The following is a 16,415-nucleotide window of genomic DNA, read 5'->3' as shown; positions in this document are numbered from 1 at the left end:
GGGCATATGAAACTATCCAAACGTGTACTAGAAATGGAAGAAAGCGTCACTCTAGCTAGTGATGCAAGAGCCAAAGCATTAAAAGCTCAGGGAAAGGATGTTCTTTTCTTAACCTTGGGACAGCCTGATTTTCATACTCCTGAAAACATTCAGGATGCAGCGGTAGAAGCGATTCGAGATGGACGAGCTTCCTTTTATACAGTTGCTTCAGGCCTACCAGAGTTAAAAGCGGCGGTTAATACCTATTTTGAACGCTATTATGGGTATTCTGTTGCAGCCAACGAGGTTACCTTTGCCACTGGTGCTAAGTTCTCTCTCTACACCTTCTTTATGGCTGTGGTCAATCCAGGTGATGAGGTCATCATTCCTACACCATACTGGGTCAGCTATGGAGACCAGGTCAAGATGGCAGAAGGTGTGCCAGTCTTTGTCCAGGCTAAGGAAGACAATCACTTTAAAGTAACAGTAGAGCAGCTAGAAGCAGCCCGAACAGATAAGACCAAGGTCTTGGTTCTCAATTCACCATCGAATCCGACTGGTATGATTTACTCTCGTGAGGAACTCTTGGCTATCGGAAATTGGGCTGTTGCGCATGATGTCCTTATCCTAGCAGATGATATTTATGGACGTCTGGTTTATAACGGGAACGAATTTGTTCCAATTTCTAGTTTGTCAGAAGCCATTCGCAAGCAAACCATCGTCATCAACGGTGTATCTAAGGCCTATGCCATGACTGGTTGGCGGGTAGGTTATGCTGTGGGAAATCCTGAAATTATTGCTGCCATGAGCAAACTAACAGGACAAACGACTTCAAATCTGACAGCAGTATCTCAATATGCAACGATTGAGGCGCTGACTGGACCGCAAGACTCTGTTGAAACCATGCGCAAAGCTTTCGAGGAGCGCCTTAATACCATCTATCCTCTCTTGTGCAAAGTGCCAGGATTTGAAGTTGTCAAGCCCCAAGGAGCCTTCTATCTCTTCCCGAATGTTAAAAAAGCGATGGAGATGAAGGGGTATACCGATGTGACAGAGTTTACAACAGCTATTCTCGAAGAAGTCGGACTGGCCTTGATTACAGGAGCTGGATTTGGAGCACCAGAAAATGTTCGTCTCAGCTATGCCACAGACTTGGATACATTAAAAGAAGCTATTCGCCGTTTGCATCAATTTATGGAAAAATAAAACATAGAATCTTCGCTAAAACAGCGAAGATTTTTGTAACGAAAATCTCGCGATTTTTATCTAGTAGAACCTAGCTATCACAGTCTATTTATGGTAAAATAGTGGGTAATGATGTCTTCGGACAAGTTAAACGAAAAAAGGAAGATAGATTATGACAAAACGTGTAACAATTATTGATGTAAAAGACTACGTTGGTCAAGAAGTGACCATCGGAGCCTGGGTTGCCAACAAATCAGGAAAAGGGAAAATTGCCTTCTTGCAATTGCGTGATGGAACAGCCTTCTTCCAAGGTGTAGCCTTCAAACCAAACTTTGTAGAAAAATTTGGTGAAGAAGTGGGGCTAGAGAAGTTTGATGTTATCAAACGCTTGAGCCAAGAAACTTCTGTTTATGTGACAGGAATTGTCAAAGAAGACGAACGTTCTAAGTTTGGCTATGAGTTGGATATTACAGACATCGAAGTGATTGGTGAATCTCAAGACTACCCAATCACACCAAAAGAACACGGAACAGACTTCTTGATGGACAACCGTCACTTGTGGCTCCGTTCTCGTAAGCAAGTAGCTGTGATGCAAATCCGTAACGCTATCATTTATGCAACTTATGAGTTCTTTGATAAGAACGGCTTCATGAAGTTTGATAGCCCAATCCTTTCAGGAAATGCAGCAGAAGATTCAACAGAACTCTTTGAAACAGACTACTTTGGAACACCAGCCTACTTGAGCCAATCAGGTCAGCTTTACCTAGAAGCAGGAGCAATGGCTCTTGGCCGTGTCTTTGACTTTGGTCCAGTATTCCGTGCGGAGAAATCAAAAACGCGCCGTCACTTGACTGAGTTCTGGATGATGGATGCGGAGTACTCCTACTTGACACACGATGAGTCACTTGACTTGCAAGAAGCTTATGTTAAAGCCCTTCTTCAAGGTGTTCTTGATCGTGCGCCTCAAGCCTTGGAAACCTTGGAACGTGATACAGAGCTCTTGAAACGCTACATTGCAGAGCCGTTCAAACGCATCACTTACGATCAAGCCATTGACCTTTTGCAAGAGCATGAAAATGATGAAGATGCTGACTACGAGCATCTTGAGCATGGCGATGACTTTGGTTCACCACACGAAACATGGATTTCAAACCACTTTGGTGTGCCAACATTTGTCATGAACTACCCAGCAGCTATCAAGGCCTTCTATATGAAACCAGTTCCTGGAAATCCAGAACGCGTGCTTTGTGCAGACTTGCTTGCCCCAGAAGGTTACGGAGAAATCATTGGTGGATCTATGCGTGAGGAAGACTACGATGCCCTTGTCGCTAAGATGGAAGAACTTGGCATGGATCGTACAGAATATGAATTTTACCTTGACCTTCGTAAATACGGTACAGTACCACATGGTGGATTTGGTATCGGTATTGAACGTATGGTAACCTTCGCAGCAGGTACAAAACACATCCGTGAAGCTATTCCATTCCCACGTATGTTGCATCGTATCAAACCATAAACTAGTAAAAAGAAGATATTTTCATCTTCTTTTTTCACTTTTATCTTGCTATCTATCAGTTTTTCTAGTATAATAGTTTGTTGTGAGCAAACCTCACTTACCCCTTGCAAAGACTAGGGGTCATTAGACCAAAAGGAGGAACATATCAATGGCTAAATACGAAATTCTTTATATCATTCGTCCAAACATTGAAGAAGAAGCGAAAAACGCTTTGGTAGCACGTTTTGACTCTATCTTGACTGACAACGGTGCAACTGTTGTTGAATCAAAATCATGGGAAAAACGTCGTCTTGCATACGAAATCCAAGATTTCCGTGAAGGACTTTACCACATCGTTAACGTTGAAGCAAACGACGACGCAGCTCTTAAAGAGTTTGACCGTCTTTCAAAAATCAACGCTGACATTCTTCGTCACATGATCGTCAAACTTGACGCGTAAGAAGGTAAATTATGATTAACAATGTTGTACTTGTAGGGCGTATGACACGTGACGCTGAGTTGCGTTATACCCCATCAAATGTAGCAGTTGCGACTTTTACTCTTGCAGTAAACCGTACATTTAAGAGTCAAAATGGCGAACGTGAGGCTGATTTCATCAATGTCGTTATGTGGCGCCAACAGGCTGAAAATCTTGCTAATTGGGCTAAAAAAGGCTCTCTTATCGGGCTTACAGGTCGTATCCAGACTCGTAGTTACGATAACCAGCAAGGACAACGTGTCTACGTAACAGAAGTCGTGGCTGAGAATTTCCAAATGTTGGAAAGCCGCGGAGTGCGCGAAGGACATTCAGGTGGCGCTTATTCTGCACCAACTGCTGGTCAATCAGCACCTGCAAACCCAGTACCAGACTTTTCACGTTCTGAAAATCCATTTGGAGCAACAAATCCATTGGACATTTCAGATGATGATTTACCATTCTAATGGACAATTAATACTATAAAGGAGAAAAAACATGGCTCAACAACGTCGTGGCGGATTCAAACGCCGTAAAAAAGTTGATTACATCGCAGCAAACAAAATTGAATATGTTGATTACAAAGATACTGAGCTTCTTAGCCGTTTCGTTTCAGAACGTGGGAAAATCCTTCCTCGTCGTGTAACAGGAACTTCAGCTAAAAACCAACGTAAAGTAACAACAGCTATCAAACGCGCTCGCGTAATGGCTTTGATGCCTTTCGTAAACGAAGATTAAAGAAAAGACCCTTACGGGTCTTTTTTTCACGAGCTTTGAAACGAGGGAGCGAGTTGGGTCCGGGTGGACCTCTTTTTCATGAGCTCGGAAACAAGAAAGCGAATTAAGCCCCTTACGGGTCTTTTTTTCACGAGCCTTGAAATGAGAAGGCGAGTTCGGTCTGGGTGGACCTCTTTTTCAGATTTTTATAGGACTTTGTTAGAAAGGATTCCCTGTTGACCTAGTAAGATTCTTTTGTCTTACTAGGTTTTTTCTTTTAATCTTTATTATCGTGCTATAATGGTAGAAGAAAGCTATAAAGGAGCAACTTATGAAGACGACATGTTCAATTAGAAAAATGCAAGAATCTGACATTAAAGATCTATCTCGAGGATTTATCAGCCAAGGTTGGCCGGGTAGAGAAGAAATTTTGGCTAGATATTTTCTTGAACAAGAATGTGGGGAGAGAGAAGTCTTAGTTGCAGAGGTTGAGGGTGCTTTAGCGGGTTACATTACGATTTTACCCGATGCCAAGCAGGGCGCCTTTTCTGGAATGGCTCCAGAACTTTCAGATTTCAATGTCTTTGAGCCCTTTCAAAATCAAGGTATTGGAAACCTCTTGATGGAAGAGGCAGAAAATCGAGTTAAGATTTTTTCAGACAAAGTGACGTTGGGTGTAGGTTTGCACTCAGGCTATGGACCTGCCCAGAGATTGTACATCAAACGAGGCTATATTCCAGATGGTTCAGGCGTTTGGTATCGAAATCAGCCGTTGGAAATGAATGCGGTTTGTGAAGATATCGGAGAATTGGTCTTGTATCTGTCAAAATATTTGTTTTAAGACAGATTTTATAAGATTTAAATTTTAAATATAGTAAACAATCACAGTCCCTTTTTCATTCGAAAAAGGGATTTTTTTGTTTGAAATTGTTTAATTTATTCCTCAAAGTGATAAAATATAATTTTTTGAAACATCAATACAAATATAAATATATAACAAGACATATAAATAATAGTTTGTGTATTGTCGTATTTTCTGAAAAAAATCTGAAATATATCGAAGAATGGGCTGTTTTTAGTTGTAAACGATATCATTACAAAAAAGTTACAGAATGTTAAAATTAAATGAAATGAAATAATATAATTTGGAAAAAATTTGACATATAAATAAATTGACGGTAAAATAATTATGAAAGTCAAATTAATTGAAATTGGGACTATTCGATATACAAATTAATATGATTTATCAAATTTTATTATAGTAGAAGGATAGCATAATGAAGAAACTGAAAGTGATGGTTGTTTTTGGAACACGACCAGAAGCTATTAAAATGGCCCCTTTAGTGTTAGAATTGCAAAAACATAGTGACAGCATTGAGACGATCACAGTTGTGACAGCTCAGCATCGCCAAATGCTAGATCAAGTTCTTGAAACTTTTAGCATCGAGCCACATTATGACCTGGATATTATGGGGAAAAATCAATCCCTTTTAGATATTACTGGAAAAATTTTAGAAAAGTTTGATCCAGTTGTTAAGCAAGAACTTCCAGATATGATTCTTGTTCATGGAGATACAACAACAACTTTTGTAGCAAGTTTAGTTGCTTTCTATAATCAGGTACGTATCGGCCACGTTGAAGCTGGTCTAAGGACCTTTGATAAGTATTCTCCTTTCCCAGAAGAAATGAATCGTCAGATGACTGATAACCTAGCGGATCTCTATTTTGCTCCAACTAGTGAGAGTAAGGAAAATCTCCTCAAGGAAAATCACCCTGAGTCTGCTATTGTCATTACGGGAAATACAGCCATTGATGCCTTGAAACTAACCGTTCAATCGGATTACTATCATGATGTTCTAGATCAATTGGATCCAGATAAGAAACTTGTATTGGTAACCATGCACCGTCGTGAGAATCAAGGTCAACCAATGAGAAATGTCTTTGCAGCTTTACGTGAGATGGTCGATCTTCATCAGGAAATTGAAGTTGTTTATCCTGTTCACCTTAGCCCTGCTGTGCAAGAAGCAGCAAAGGATATTCTAGCTGGTCATGAGCGCATTCACTTGATTGAGCCTTTAGATGTACTTGATTTTCATAATTTGGCTTCAAGAAGCTATTTTATCATGACTGACTCTGGAGGTGTTCAGGAAGAGGCGCCTTCTCTCGGCAAACCTGTCCTTGTTCTTCGTGACACGACGGAACGTCCAGAAGGTGTTCGTGCAGGAACCTTGAAACTAGTTGGAACTGATCCAGTACGTGTCAAAGATGCTATGGCAGAACTCTTAACAGATGAAACTCTTTATAGAAAAATGTCTCAGGCACCAAATCCTTATGGAGATGGAAGAGCCTCTGAACGAATCGTACAATCCATTCAACAGTACTTTGGTGTAGCGACTTCTGTATCTGAATTCAAAAGGGGGAAATAAGATAAAATGAAAAATTGGAGTCAATTTAAAAACTGGCTTATGGCTTTGCTTGCTTGTGAGGTCATTCTTTTGGTGCTTTGTTTTTTGTATGCTCGAGCAATCATTTTAGAACAAATCTTGTTTTTAGCTTTAGCCTTGTTTGCAGTGTTGGTATTATCTGACCTTTTGCTTACTTGGACCCTTATCTTAGCATTTGGTTTTGGACTTATCGTTTTGGTTGCGGGTGTGGTTTATATCCCAATCATTCAACTGGTCTTCTTATTAATCAGTTTTCCTCTTTTGATTGGGATTCTACTTAAGGTTCGTTATTATTTCTTCAAGGTGTCCTCAAAGGTACAAGAACAGGAGGACGAAGCTCGAGCAGATTACCAAGCTATGGTAACTGAACAAAGTGATGTGACGGTACAGTCTTTATTGATTCATTGGGCGCATGAAGATTTGTTCTTCCAGATTAAACCGAAAGAACATAATCTGATGCTCAGTCGCATTCAAGAGGTAATTTCTCAGGAATTGAGTTACAACGATAAACTCTATTACGTTTCAAATGGGAATTTTCTTGTTTTATCTAATAGTAGTCAAGATTCTTTGAAGCAACTCTATTTGAATGGTTTGCAGGAGAAACTAGGCAGTTTAGTTTTTCATGGAGAAGATGGAAACCAAGGAATTCAATTCCAAACAGGTTACTTGATGATTAACTATGATAATAAAGATAAATACCAAGACTACTCGGATATTGCTAGTCATCTCAAACGTCAATTAGAGACAGATGTAATTGTAGAATATTAGGAGGGAAACATGACTCTAACCAATATATTTTTTGGCATTGCTTTGGGACTCAGTCTCACCTTTGGCATTTGTTTTATTATACTATTTATTACATACAATATTCTCTACCATCGAGTGAACAAAAATTTTAAGGCGGTGAATCATGATTAGTCAAATGTTAATGATTTTTACCTTGCTTACAATTTGGATTTCTCTAGCTTGGGGCTTGGTAATTCTCTTTTCAGCTGTTCACTTTTGGTTTAAACATAGTGATTTTCGTGTGGATACCTCGCCACTACCTTATTACCCTAAGGTTACTATTGTTGTTCCTGCTCATAATGAGGATGTGGTTATTGCCCAAACGGCAAAAGCTATCTTGGATATGAACTATCCTCACGACCGTGTGGAGTTACTTCTATTTGCGGATAACTGTTCGGACAACACTTATTCAGAGTGTTTGTCTGTACAAGCCATGCCTGAATATGCAGGAAGAAATCTGACTATAATCGACCGTACTGGTACGGGAGGAAAAGCGGGTGTTCTAAACGATGCTTTAGAGATGGCAACAGGTGAATACATCTGTGTCTATGATGCGGATGCCATGCCTGAAAAAAAATGCCCTATATTTCCTTGTCAAAGAAGTGATGAAGGACCCAGAACGTCACGTGGCATCTTTCGGTCGCAACAAGACTCGAAATGCCAATCAAAATTTCTTGACTCGTTGTATAAACCAAGAAATCGTTGTTACCCAGCGGGTGCACCATGTTGGGATGTGGCATCTCTTTAAAATTGGTCGTATCCCAGGAACCAACTTTATCATTCAAACCGACTTTGTAAAGAGTATCGGTGGTTGGAAAAATGGTGCCTTGACTGAGGATACCGATATTTCTTTTAAAATCATGCAGAGTGGTAAATTGATCGCCCTTGCTTATAACTCAGAGGCTTTCCAACAAGAACCTGAGACTTTAAAGAGTTACTATATGCAACGAAAACGTTGGGCTAAAGGAAACTACGAAGTTGTTCTCTCAAATTTTAAGCATTTATTTGGCAGAGCAAACTGGCGCGTTAAACTAGAAGTCTTTAACTATTCTTGTGTTTTCTTTTGGTTTAACTTTGCCATTGTCCTATCGGATTTGATTTTCCTAGCGAATGTGCTAGCGATCTGTCTTAATCTTTTCTTCCCAGATGTCAGAATTCCATTTGCTTTTGATGCGGATAATATCTACATCGCCCAGCTCATGCTCTTCAACTGGATTCTCATGATTGGTCTCTATTTGATGCAAATTATGACGGCATTAGCAAGTCAGTTTGGACAAGCGACGACAAAACAAATCTGGTTAGCCTTGGCAGCCTATTTCTCTTACGCACAGATGTTTATCGTTGTATCCATTGATTCCATTTCTTCAATCGTGCTGGATAAAGTACTCCAACGAAAAGAAACCAAGTGGGTTAAAACCAAGCGATTCGCAGGATAGGAGATTCTATGAAAACGAATAAATTAAAATATGTCTGGTTTGTGCTTATCCTTTCTATCTTTTGTTTAGCCTTGTTTTTAGCAAGAGGAAGGACTAAAATCGAGATGCGTAATCGAATTTACAGACAATGGAGCCAACAGTTCCTTGTTACAAAAGGCGATCAGTCTTATGTTCGTACGACGAGTGATTCGGAGGGAACAACAGTTCTATCTGAAGCCCAAAGTTACGGCATGCTCATAACGGTTTTAGCAGCCCAAAAAGGGCAAGCAAGTCAAGCAGATTTTGAGAGTCTTTATCGTTATTACCAAAATCATCGTATTGAGGGAACGCAGTTGATGTCTTGGAAGCAAGTGATCAAAAATGATAGCGAAACGGTTGAAAAGCAAAACGCAACCGATGGTGATCTCTATATCGCTTATTCTTTGATTGAAGCTGCCAAGCAGTGGCCAGATAAGGCTCAGGAATATGAAGGACAAGCCAAAAGTATCTTGATTGATATTCTTCGATTTAATTATAATGAGGAGACCGGTGTTCTAAAAGTAGGAAATTGGGCCCAAAAAAATTCAGATTTTTACTATCTGATGAGAACATCTGATACACTACCTCATTATTTCCAAGTATTTTATAATTTAACTGGTGATAAACAATGGCTAGATGTCAAGGATAAGATGCTTGGGCAATTGGAGCAAATTAGTTCTCAATCTGAGACCGGTCTCTTGCCAGATTTTATCTGGGTAGAGAAGTCAGGTGCGCGTGTTGCTAAAGCAAATACTATTGAATCTCAATATGATGGGGCGTATTCTTATAATGCTTGTCGCTTGCCTTATCACTTATCTCAAAGTCAAGACGAAAGAAGTCAAAAACTCGTTCAAAAGATGATGGATTTCTTTATGAAAGAGCAACGTATCTATGCTGGTTATGACTTGAACGGAACGGCCTTCAATCAATACCAGGCAGGTAGTTTCTTGGCACCGATTACCTATGCATCTGACAAGGGAGAAGGTTATCTGAAACTTCTTCAGCAAAATAAATATATTTTCACACAAGATTTACCTTTGGATAACTACTATGATGCAACGATGATTACCATGATTGCTCTAGAGCTGTTCTAGAATGAAAAGAGAGGGCTAGTTATACTGGCTCTCTTTTTGATAGGATTTTCATCTTTTTTCAAAAAAGGAATTTCCTAAGGTTTATGGTATAATGGAAAGAGTGATAAAAAAGAGGTAGAGAGATGGATGCAAAATTAAAATACAAGGCAAAAAAGATTAAAATCGTCTTTTTTGATATTGATGATACCTTGCGTACGTCAAAGACAGGTTTTATTCCAGCTACAATTCCCACTGTCTTTAAACAGTTGCGTGAAAAAGGAATTTTAACAGGAATCGCCTCTGGGCGAGGTATTTTCGGTGTTGTTCCAGAGATTCGAGACCTCAAGCCTGACTTTTTTGTGACCTTGAATGGGGCCTACATCGAAGATAAAAAAGGTCAGGTTATTTATCAACATCAGATTGAGAAATCAGATGTTGAGGAGTATATCTCTTGGACTAAGCGAGAGGGAATTGAATATGGCTTGGTTGGCAGTCATGACGCCAAACTCTCCACGCGAACAGAACTGATCAGTGAGGCGATTGATCCGATTTATCCAAACTTGAATGTGGATCCTGACTTTCATGAAAAAGCGGACATTTACCAGATGTGGACCTTTGAGGATAAAGGGGATGACTTGCACTTACCAGAGTCTTTATCGGATAAACTTCGCATGGTGCGTTGGCATGAACATTCATCTGATATCGTGCCGATTTCAGGTTCAAAAGCCACGGGTGTAGCCAAGGTGGTGGAACATCTAGGCTTGAAACCAGAGAATGTTATGGTCTTTGGGGATGGTCTCAATGACATGGAACTCTTTGATTATGCTGGAATCAGTATTGCTATGGGTGTTTCCCACGAAAAGATCAAAGAAAAAGCAGATTATATTACAAAAACAGTAGAAGAAGATGGTATTTTTGATGCCTTAGAAGGATTTGGTATGGTAGAAAAAGAATTGCATTTCCCACAAGTAGACATTGAAGCAGTAGAAGGTCCTCTTGCGACTATTAAGACAAATCACGGAGACTTGCGTATCAAGCTCTTCCCTGAGCAGGCTCCCAAAACAGTAGCCAACTTTGTTGCTCTGTCAAAAGATGGTTACTATGATGGTGTGATTTTCCACCGAATTATCAAGGACTTTATGATCCAAGGTGGAGACCCAACTGGTACTGGTATGGGGGGAGAGTCAATCTACGGCGACTCTTTTGAAGATGAATTTTCAGAAGAACTCTATAATATCCGTGGTGCCCTTTCTATGGCCAATGCGGGTCCAAATACCAATGGTAGCCAGTTCTTTATCGTGCAAAACCAACATTTGCCATACTCTAAGAAAGAGATTGCGCGTGGTGGCTGGCCTGAACCAATCGCTGAGATTTATGCAGAACAAGGTGGAACTCCTCACCTTGACCGTCGCCATACTGTTTTTGGGCAATTGGTAGATGCAGAATCGTTTGCGGTCTTGGATGCCATTGTAGCTGTTGATACAGGTGCAATGGACAAGCCAGTTGAAGATGTAGTAATTGAAACGATTGAAATTGAGGACTAGGATGAAAATTGGTGATAAGCTAACTGGGCGTATTACAGGAATTCAGCCCTATGGTGCCTTTGTTGAGTTAGAGACAGGGGTGACAGGGCTGATTCACATCTCGGAGATTCGGACGGGATTTATTGAAAATATCTATGACATTTTAAAAATTGGCGATGAAGTCCAAGTTCAGGTGGTGGATTTTGACGAATACACTGGGAAGGCCAGCCTTTCTATCCGTACCTTAGAAGAGGAAAAACATCAATTGCCAAGACGGAGACGTTTTTCAAATGATCGGATCAAGCACGGATTTGCTCCTCTTGCCCGAATGATGCCTGTTTGGACGCGCGAGGCATTAGAGTATTTAAAGAAGAAGCCATAAATACGATTATCTAAATTATTTGTGCTATTAACATAATTTGTTATAATAAAAGTATGAAAGAAGAACAATTATTAAAATCAGGAGAGCGAATCAATCAGCTCTTTTCGACAGATATCAAGATCATCCAAAATAGAGAGGTGTTTAGCTATTCGGTGGATAGTGTTCTCTTATCACGCTTTCCTCGCTTCCCTAAACGGGGTTTAATTGTGGACTTTTGTGCTGGAAATGGTGCAGTTGGACTTTTTGCAAGTAGTCGTACCAAGGCAAAAATTCTCTCTGTAGAGATTCAGGAGCGTCTGGCGGATATGGCAGAGCGTTCGGTTCAGTTGAATGGCTTGGAAGAGCAGATGCAGGTCATCTGTGATGATTTGAAAAATATGCCTGCCCACATTCAGGGAAGTAAGGTGGATATGATTTTGTGTAATCCGCCTTATTTTAAGGTGGATCCGCATTCCAATCTCAACGAGAGTGAACACTACCTTCTGGCCAGACACGAAATTACGACTAACCTGAAAGAAATTTGCCGAAGCGCTCAGAGTATTCTCAAGTCTAATGGCCGTTTGGCTATGGTTCATCGTCCAGATCGGCTTTTGGATATCTTAGATATGCTTCAGCGCCATAATTTGGCACCCAAGCGCCTGCAATTTGTCTATCCTAAACGAGAGAAGGAGGCCAATATGCTCTTAATCGAAGCTATCAAGGATGGCTCAACGAGTGGCTTTAAGGTCTTACCACCGCTCATTGTTCACAATGATGATGGTTCCTATACGCCAGAAATTCAAGAGATTTACTATGGATCATAAGGCATATATGTATGTGGTGGAGTGTCGCGACGGGTCTTACTATACGGGCTATACAACGGATGTGAAGAAACGCCTTGCCGTTCATAATAGCGGTAAGGGAGCCAAGTATACCCGAGCTCGCTTGCCAGTCAAACTCATCTATGTAGAGGGTTTTGCTAGCAAGGAAGAAGCCATGTCTGCCGAAGCTCTCCTCAAACGTAAGAAAAGACCACAGAAAGAACGATTTTTATCCGAAAATCAAGAAAAAAATCTAGTTAACGATATTGATGTTTAATGAGGAGTCCTTTGACTCCTCTTACTTTTGTCAAAAGAAGAAAAAAGTGCTAAAATAAGATGAATAAATTTAAAGAGGTATTATCATGTCTAAGATTCTAGTATTTGGTCACCAAAATCCAGACTCAGATGCCATCGGGTCATCTGTAGCCTTTGCTTATCTTGCAAAAGAGGCTTATGGATTGGACACAGAAGCAGTAGTACTCGGTACTCCAAATGAAGAAACAGCCTTTGTTTTGAACTATTTTGGTGTAGAAGCACCACGCGTCATCACATCTGCTAAAGCAGAAGGTGCAGAGCAAGTCATCTTGACTGACCACAATGAATTCCAACAGTCAGTATCAGATATCGCTGAAGTAGAAGTTTACGGTGTTGTGGACCACCACCGTGTGGCTAACTTTGAAACTGCAAGTCCGCTTTACATGCGTTTGGAACCAGTTGGATCAGCTTCATCTATCGTTTACCGCATGTTCAAAGAACATGGTGTAGCAGTTCCTAAAGAAATCGCAGGTTTGATGCTTTCAGGTTTGATTTCAGATACCCTTCTTTTGAAATCTCCAACAACTCACCCATCTGATAAAGTCATTGCGCCTGAATTGGCTGAATTGGCTGGTGTCAACTTGGAAGAGTACGGTCTTGCTATGCTGAAGGCTGGGACCAACTTGGCAAGCAAATCTGCTGAAGAATTGATTGATATCGATGCTAAGACTTTTGAACTCAACGGAAATAAGGTTCGTGTAGCTCAGGTTAACACCGTTGATATTGCTGAAGTCTTGGAACGCCAAGCTGAAATCGAAGCAGCAATGCAAGCGGCTAATGCAGCAAACGGCTACTCTGACTTTGTCTTGATGATTACAGACATCGTCAACTCAAACTCAGAAATTTTGGCTCTTGGATCAAATATGGACAAGGTGGAAGCAGCCTTCAACTTCAAACTTGAAAATAACCACGCTTTTCTTCCAGGTGCTGTTTCACGTAAGAAACAAGTGGTGCCTCAGTTGACTGAAAGCTTTAATGATTAAAATTTTGGGTATTATTTCAAAATAGAAAACAGTGTTTTCCATATAGCTAAAGGGGTTTCGGCTCCTTTTTTTCTAGGAGAGAAAGATGTTAGAAAATGGCGATTTGATTTTTGTGAGAGAAGATACAGAAATGGGGCAGGCTATCCAGGCTTCTACAGGTAACTACAGTCACGTGGCTATCTTTTTGGACGGTTTTGTTTATCATGCAACTGGTGAGGTTGGTGTTATCTGTCAAGAACCGGCTGAATTTTTTGAACCGACTCATCTTTACGACCTTTATGTCTATCCAGAGCTGGAAGCTGACTTGGTGAAGGAGAGAGCTAGCAAACATTTAGGCGCACCCTATAATGCCTCTTTTTATCCGGATGGGAATGGCTTTTATTGCTCCCAGTATATCGCAGAAATCCTGCCTATTTTTGAGACTATTCCGATGCAATTTGGGGACGGGGAGCAGGAGATTAGTGATTTCTGGAATGAATACTATAGAGAACTAGGAATAGCTGTGCCTCTGAACCAGCCAGGGACCAATCCTAGTCAGTTAGCGGCATCCCCTCTTTTAAAATGTAAAGAAAGGAACCTTCATGATTCAGATTTTTAATCCTTCTCGTTTGACTCGACAACCATTTTTTATAGATTTGGTTGACTATCTGGACCAGCATGACGATGTGATTCTACGAGAAATCAAGGCCCAGTTTCCAGATGTATCAGTTGATAAGCTTATGGAAGAGTATATAAAGGCAGGCTTGATTCTAAGGGAAAATAAACGTTATTCGCTCAATCTCCCTTTTTTAGAATCTACGGATGATTTAGCCCTTGATCAAGAGATTTTTATCAGAGAGGACAGTCCAGTCTATCAAGGCTTGCTGGAGAAGACTTTTGAGACGGAATTGCGCAATCAAACCAATGCCGCCATTTTAGTCGAACGTACGGACTTTGCAAGAAATGCACAGACTCTTTCCAATTACTTCTACAAGGTGAAACACCAATATCCATTGACAGAGGATCAAGAAAAGCTCTATGCCATCTTGGGAGATGTCAATCCCGAGTATGCTCTTAAGTATATGACCAGCTTTTTACTCAAATTTCTCAAAAAAGAAGTAGTCCAGCAAAAGCGCAAGGACATCTTTGTCGATAGTTTAGGAGTCTTAGGTTATATCCGCAAAAATGATGAAGGCAAATATGAATTAGCAGTGGACTTGGACAAGGAAAGACTGATGTTTATTAAGTAATAGAAAGAGGCTGGGAGAACTTCCTGGGCAAATATTGAGGATAAAACCTTTATAAAACAAGATTCTGTGGGCTTGTATTTGTGTAAAGTCGCATAATCGGGGTTAGAAAAGTTGGTGAGGAGTTATTCGTGCTTCACATTGAAAAAACTGAATATAATCGTCTACAAGACTGGATTCTTTGAATACTGCACCAATAATTGGATCTATTTTGCAGCTAGCTATCTAATTTTGAAGAAGAGATAAAATCAATCGTTTTACCTATTTATTGATACAAGGGAGTTATATTTGGATATCTGAGATAATAAGAGGAAAAAAGAAACAAGCGAAAGGATTAGTAAACATGGAGCTGAGTCATCTTAAAGAATTTATTGTTCTGGCTAAAATTGAGAATTATCTGGAAGCGGCAGAGAATCTTTATATTTCTCAATCCAGTCTATCAAAGCATATAAAATCGTTGGAGGCAGAACTTGGAACCACTCTATTTGATCGAACAACCCGTCAGGTGAAGCTCAATGAGGCAGGGAGGGTATTTCTCAAATATGCCCAGCAAATGATTGAGATTCAGTATCAGTTCAATACGGCTCTTCTCAATCTAAAGGAGGCAGAAGAACAAAGTTTGACAATCGGATCTATTCCCATTATGGCACCTTACGGTATTACAGACATGCTTCTTGGTTTTAAAAAAGCTAATCCAAAAATTAATTTAAGTATCATCGAAGGTGAGACTGAGCAACTTAAGCAGAAGCTTCGCAGTGGCGAATGTGATCTGGCCTTTATTCGTCATTTACCAGGAGGGGCTGAAGCGACGGAAGATGTAGCTGATTTTTTAATGTCCTCTTTTACGGCAGATTATTTGGTTGCAGTTTTACCACTTGAACATCCTCTTGCCAATCAGGCATTGATTGATCTATCCGATTTAAAGACTGAAGAATTTCTTTTTCTCTCCCCAAATTCTATGATGCATAGTATTTCTATACAGGCATGTCATCAGGCAGGTTTTACGCCAGCAATTGCATACACAGGCGAACGAGCAGAAAATATCATTGACCTTGTGAGTAAAGGAATGGGAATTTCTCTTTTGATGTCAAAGCCTATTTCTTATATCAATACGCAAAATCAGGTTAAATTAGTTCCAGTTTTACCTCATATTGAGACAGAAATTGTGATTTATTCTAAAAAGGGGGCTCTTCTATCAAAGGTAGCTAGTCATTTCCTAGAATTTATACAGCAGTGAGAGTTAGGCTTTGTGCCTGACTTTTTTTGAAATGAAAATAATACCCTTCAAAAATCTCATCAAACTACGTCAGCATGGTTTTGTGTTTCTTCGGTACAGCCTACGAATCGCTTTTTAGTCTACTCTATGATATTTATCGAGGATTATTTATTCCGATTCGGAATAAATAGGACCAAAAGTTGAATTGTAAGCGTTTTGAATTTTCGGTATGATAGTGATGTTAGGAGGATGTGTTGGGATGAAAATGAGAGAGTTTTTCTTTTCATTTTTAACAACCTTAACATTTAACTTTCCAATGGCATTCTTCGTTCAAATCTTCCTGTTAGGTCCCTTACTAAAAA

General features: G+C 40.0%; 17 protein-coding genes and 1 pseudogene. All 18 read left to right on the top strand.

Features of this window, described 5'->3' with window-relative positions:
- Positions 1-6 precede the first annotated feature (6 nt).
- The 18 genes and pseudogenes from MK396_RS06965 (at position 7) to MK396_RS06880 (ending at position 16,074) form a co-directional block, all read left to right on the top strand.
- Positions 7-1,185 carry a pyridoxal phosphate-dependent aminotransferase gene (locus MK396_RS06965; RefSeq protein WP_268724118.1) on the top strand — a complete coding sequence of 393 codons (1,179 nt, stop codon included), beginning with the start codon at positions 7-9 and terminating at the stop codon, positions 1,183-1,185.
- 151 nt (positions 1,186-1,336) lie between these two features.
- On the top strand, positions 1,337-2,680 hold the full coding sequence (gene asnS / locus MK396_RS06960) for an asparagine--tRNA ligase (RefSeq protein WP_049477461.1): 1,344 nt from the start codon (positions 1,337-1,339) through the stop codon (positions 2,678-2,680).
- A gap of 148 nt (positions 2,681-2,828) precedes the next feature.
- The gene (gene rpsF / locus MK396_RS06955) at positions 2,829-3,119 is read left to right on the top strand and encodes a 30S ribosomal protein S6 (RefSeq protein ID WP_001151782.1); all 291 of its coding nucleotides are present in this window, start codon (positions 2,829-2,831) and stop codon (positions 3,117-3,119) included.
- Between the two features lie 11 nt (positions 3,120-3,130).
- The gene (gene ssbA, locus MK396_RS06950; protein WP_268724117.1) at positions 3,131-3,601 is read left to right on the top strand and encodes a single-stranded DNA-binding protein SsbA; all 471 of its coding nucleotides are present in this window, start codon (positions 3,131-3,133) and stop codon (positions 3,599-3,601) included.
- Positions 3,602-3,632: 31 nt separating this feature from the next.
- Positions 3,633-3,872 carry a 30S ribosomal protein S18 gene (rpsR, locus tag MK396_RS06945; RefSeq protein ID WP_000068664.1) on the top strand — a complete coding sequence of 80 codons (240 nt, stop codon included), beginning with the start codon at positions 3,633-3,635 and terminating at the stop codon, positions 3,870-3,872.
- 310 nt (positions 3,873-4,182) lie between these two features.
- Positions 4,183-4,692, top strand: coding sequence for a GNAT family N-acetyltransferase (locus MK396_RS06940; RefSeq protein WP_084878682.1), 510 nt, complete (start codon positions 4,183-4,185; stop codon positions 4,690-4,692).
- Positions 4,693-5,128: 436 nt separating this feature from the next.
- On the top strand, positions 5,129-6,277 hold the full coding sequence (wecB, locus tag MK396_RS06935; protein WP_084878680.1) for a non-hydrolyzing UDP-N-acetylglucosamine 2-epimerase: 1,149 nt from the start codon (positions 5,129-5,131) through the stop codon (positions 6,275-6,277).
- Positions 6,278-6,283: 6 nt separating this feature from the next.
- Positions 6,284-7,063, top strand: coding sequence for a hypothetical protein (locus MK396_RS06930; RefSeq protein WP_268724116.1), 780 nt, complete (start codon positions 6,284-6,286; stop codon positions 7,061-7,063).
- A gap of 142 nt (positions 7,064-7,205) precedes the next feature.
- A pseudogene (locus MK396_RS06925) lies at positions 7,206-8,517 on the top strand (glycosyltransferase family 2 protein).
- 8 nt (positions 8,518-8,525) lie between these two features.
- The gene (locus tag MK396_RS06920) at positions 8,526-9,629 is read left to right on the top strand and encodes a glycosyl hydrolase family 8 (protein ID WP_254735623.1); all 1,104 of its coding nucleotides are present in this window, start codon (positions 8,526-8,528) and stop codon (positions 9,627-9,629) included.
- Positions 9,630-9,751: 122 nt separating this feature from the next.
- Positions 9,752-11,152: a bifunctional Cof-type HAD-IIB family hydrolase/peptidylprolyl isomerase gene (locus tag MK396_RS06915; protein ID WP_268724115.1), complete on the top strand. Its 1,401-nt coding sequence runs from the start codon at positions 9,752-9,754 to the stop codon at positions 11,150-11,152.
- A gap of 1 nt (position 11,153) precedes the next feature.
- On the top strand, positions 11,154-11,513 hold the full coding sequence (locus tag MK396_RS06910) for a S1 RNA-binding domain-containing protein (RefSeq protein WP_268724114.1): 360 nt from the start codon (positions 11,154-11,156) through the stop codon (positions 11,511-11,513).
- Positions 11,514-11,566: 53 nt separating this feature from the next.
- Complete coding sequence (locus tag MK396_RS06905) at positions 11,567-12,316, top strand: tRNA1(Val) (adenine(37)-N6)-methyltransferase (protein WP_268724113.1); 750 nt, start codon at positions 11,567-11,569, stop codon at positions 12,314-12,316.
- Complete coding sequence (locus tag MK396_RS06900) at positions 12,306-12,590, top strand: GIY-YIG nuclease family protein (protein WP_084874347.1); 285 nt, start codon at positions 12,306-12,308, stop codon at positions 12,588-12,590. Before MK396_RS06905 ends, MK396_RS06900 begins: the two co-directional genes overlap by 11 nt.
- A gap of 85 nt (positions 12,591-12,675) precedes the next feature.
- Complete coding sequence (locus tag MK396_RS06895) at positions 12,676-13,611, top strand: manganese-dependent inorganic pyrophosphatase (RefSeq protein WP_268724112.1); 936 nt, start codon at positions 12,676-12,678, stop codon at positions 13,609-13,611.
- Positions 13,612-13,696: 85 nt separating this feature from the next.
- Positions 13,697-14,209 (top strand): YiiX/YebB-like N1pC/P60 family cysteine hydrolase, encoded by a 513-nt coding sequence (locus MK396_RS06890; RefSeq protein WP_125840746.1) that lies wholly within the window; start codon positions 13,697-13,699, stop codon positions 14,207-14,209.
- Entirely contained in the window at positions 14,193-14,840 is a 648-nt protein-coding gene (locus MK396_RS06885) for a DUF1803 domain-containing protein (RefSeq protein WP_268724111.1), read from the top strand. Before MK396_RS06890 ends, MK396_RS06885 begins: the two co-directional genes overlap by 17 nt.
- 340 nt (positions 14,841-15,180) lie before the next feature.
- Complete coding sequence (locus MK396_RS06880; RefSeq protein ID WP_268724110.1) at positions 15,181-16,074, top strand: LysR family transcriptional regulator; 894 nt, start codon at positions 15,181-15,183, stop codon at positions 16,072-16,074.
- Positions 16,075-16,415 lie beyond the last annotated feature (341 nt).

It is taken from the genome of Streptococcus oralis, assembly GCF_026782235.1.
GTDB lineage: Bacteria > Bacillota > Bacilli > Lactobacillales > Streptococcaceae > Streptococcus > Streptococcus oralis_CC.
The sequence above is the reverse complement of the archived record's forward strand: the minus strand, read 5'-3'. Positions and strand labels throughout refer to the sequence as shown.

Coding starts and splice junctions, on each gene's coding strand:
- MK396_RS06885 (WP_268724111.1), top strand. CDS start 14,193: ATGATTCAGATTTTTAATCCTTCTCGTTTGACTCGACAACCATTTTTT.
- MK396_RS06900 (WP_084874347.1), top strand. CDS start 12,306: ATGGATCATAAGGCATATATGTATGTGGTGGAGTGTCGCGACGGGTCT.
- MK396_RS06920 (WP_254735623.1), top strand. CDS start 8,526: ATGAAAACGAATAAATTAAAATATGTCTGGTTTGTGCTTATCCTTTCT.
- MK396_RS06940 (WP_084878682.1), top strand. CDS start 4,183: ATGAAGACGACATGTTCAATTAGAAAAATGCAAGAATCTGACATTAAA.
- MK396_RS06915 (WP_268724115.1), top strand. CDS start 9,752: ATGGATGCAAAATTAAAATACAAGGCAAAAAAGATTAAAATCGTCTTT.
- MK396_RS06905 (WP_268724113.1), top strand. CDS start 11,567: ATGAAAGAAGAACAATTATTAAAATCAGGAGAGCGAATCAATCAGCTC.
- rpsF (WP_001151782.1), top strand. CDS start 2,829: ATGGCTAAATACGAAATTCTTTATATCATTCGTCCAAACATTGAAGAA.
- MK396_RS06930 (WP_268724116.1), top strand. CDS start 6,284: ATGAAAAATTGGAGTCAATTTAAAAACTGGCTTATGGCTTTGCTTGCT.
- MK396_RS06895 (WP_268724112.1), top strand. CDS start 12,676: ATGTCTAAGATTCTAGTATTTGGTCACCAAAATCCAGACTCAGATGCC.
- rpsR (WP_000068664.1), top strand. CDS start 3,633: ATGGCTCAACAACGTCGTGGCGGATTCAAACGCCGTAAAAAAGTTGAT.
- MK396_RS06965 (WP_268724118.1), top strand. CDS start 7: ATGAAACTATCCAAACGTGTACTAGAAATGGAAGAAAGCGTCACTCTA.
- MK396_RS06880 (WP_268724110.1), top strand. CDS start 15,181: ATGGAGCTGAGTCATCTTAAAGAATTTATTGTTCTGGCTAAAATTGAG.
- MK396_RS06890 (WP_125840746.1), top strand. CDS start 13,697: ATGTTAGAAAATGGCGATTTGATTTTTGTGAGAGAAGATACAGAAATG.
- wecB (WP_084878680.1), top strand. CDS start 5,129: ATGAAGAAACTGAAAGTGATGGTTGTTTTTGGAACACGACCAGAAGCT.
- MK396_RS06910 (WP_268724114.1), top strand. CDS start 11,154: ATGAAAATTGGTGATAAGCTAACTGGGCGTATTACAGGAATTCAGCCC.
- asnS (WP_049477461.1), top strand. CDS start 1,337: ATGACAAAACGTGTAACAATTATTGATGTAAAAGACTACGTTGGTCAA.
- ssbA (WP_268724117.1), top strand. CDS start 3,131: ATGATTAACAATGTTGTACTTGTAGGGCGTATGACACGTGACGCTGAG.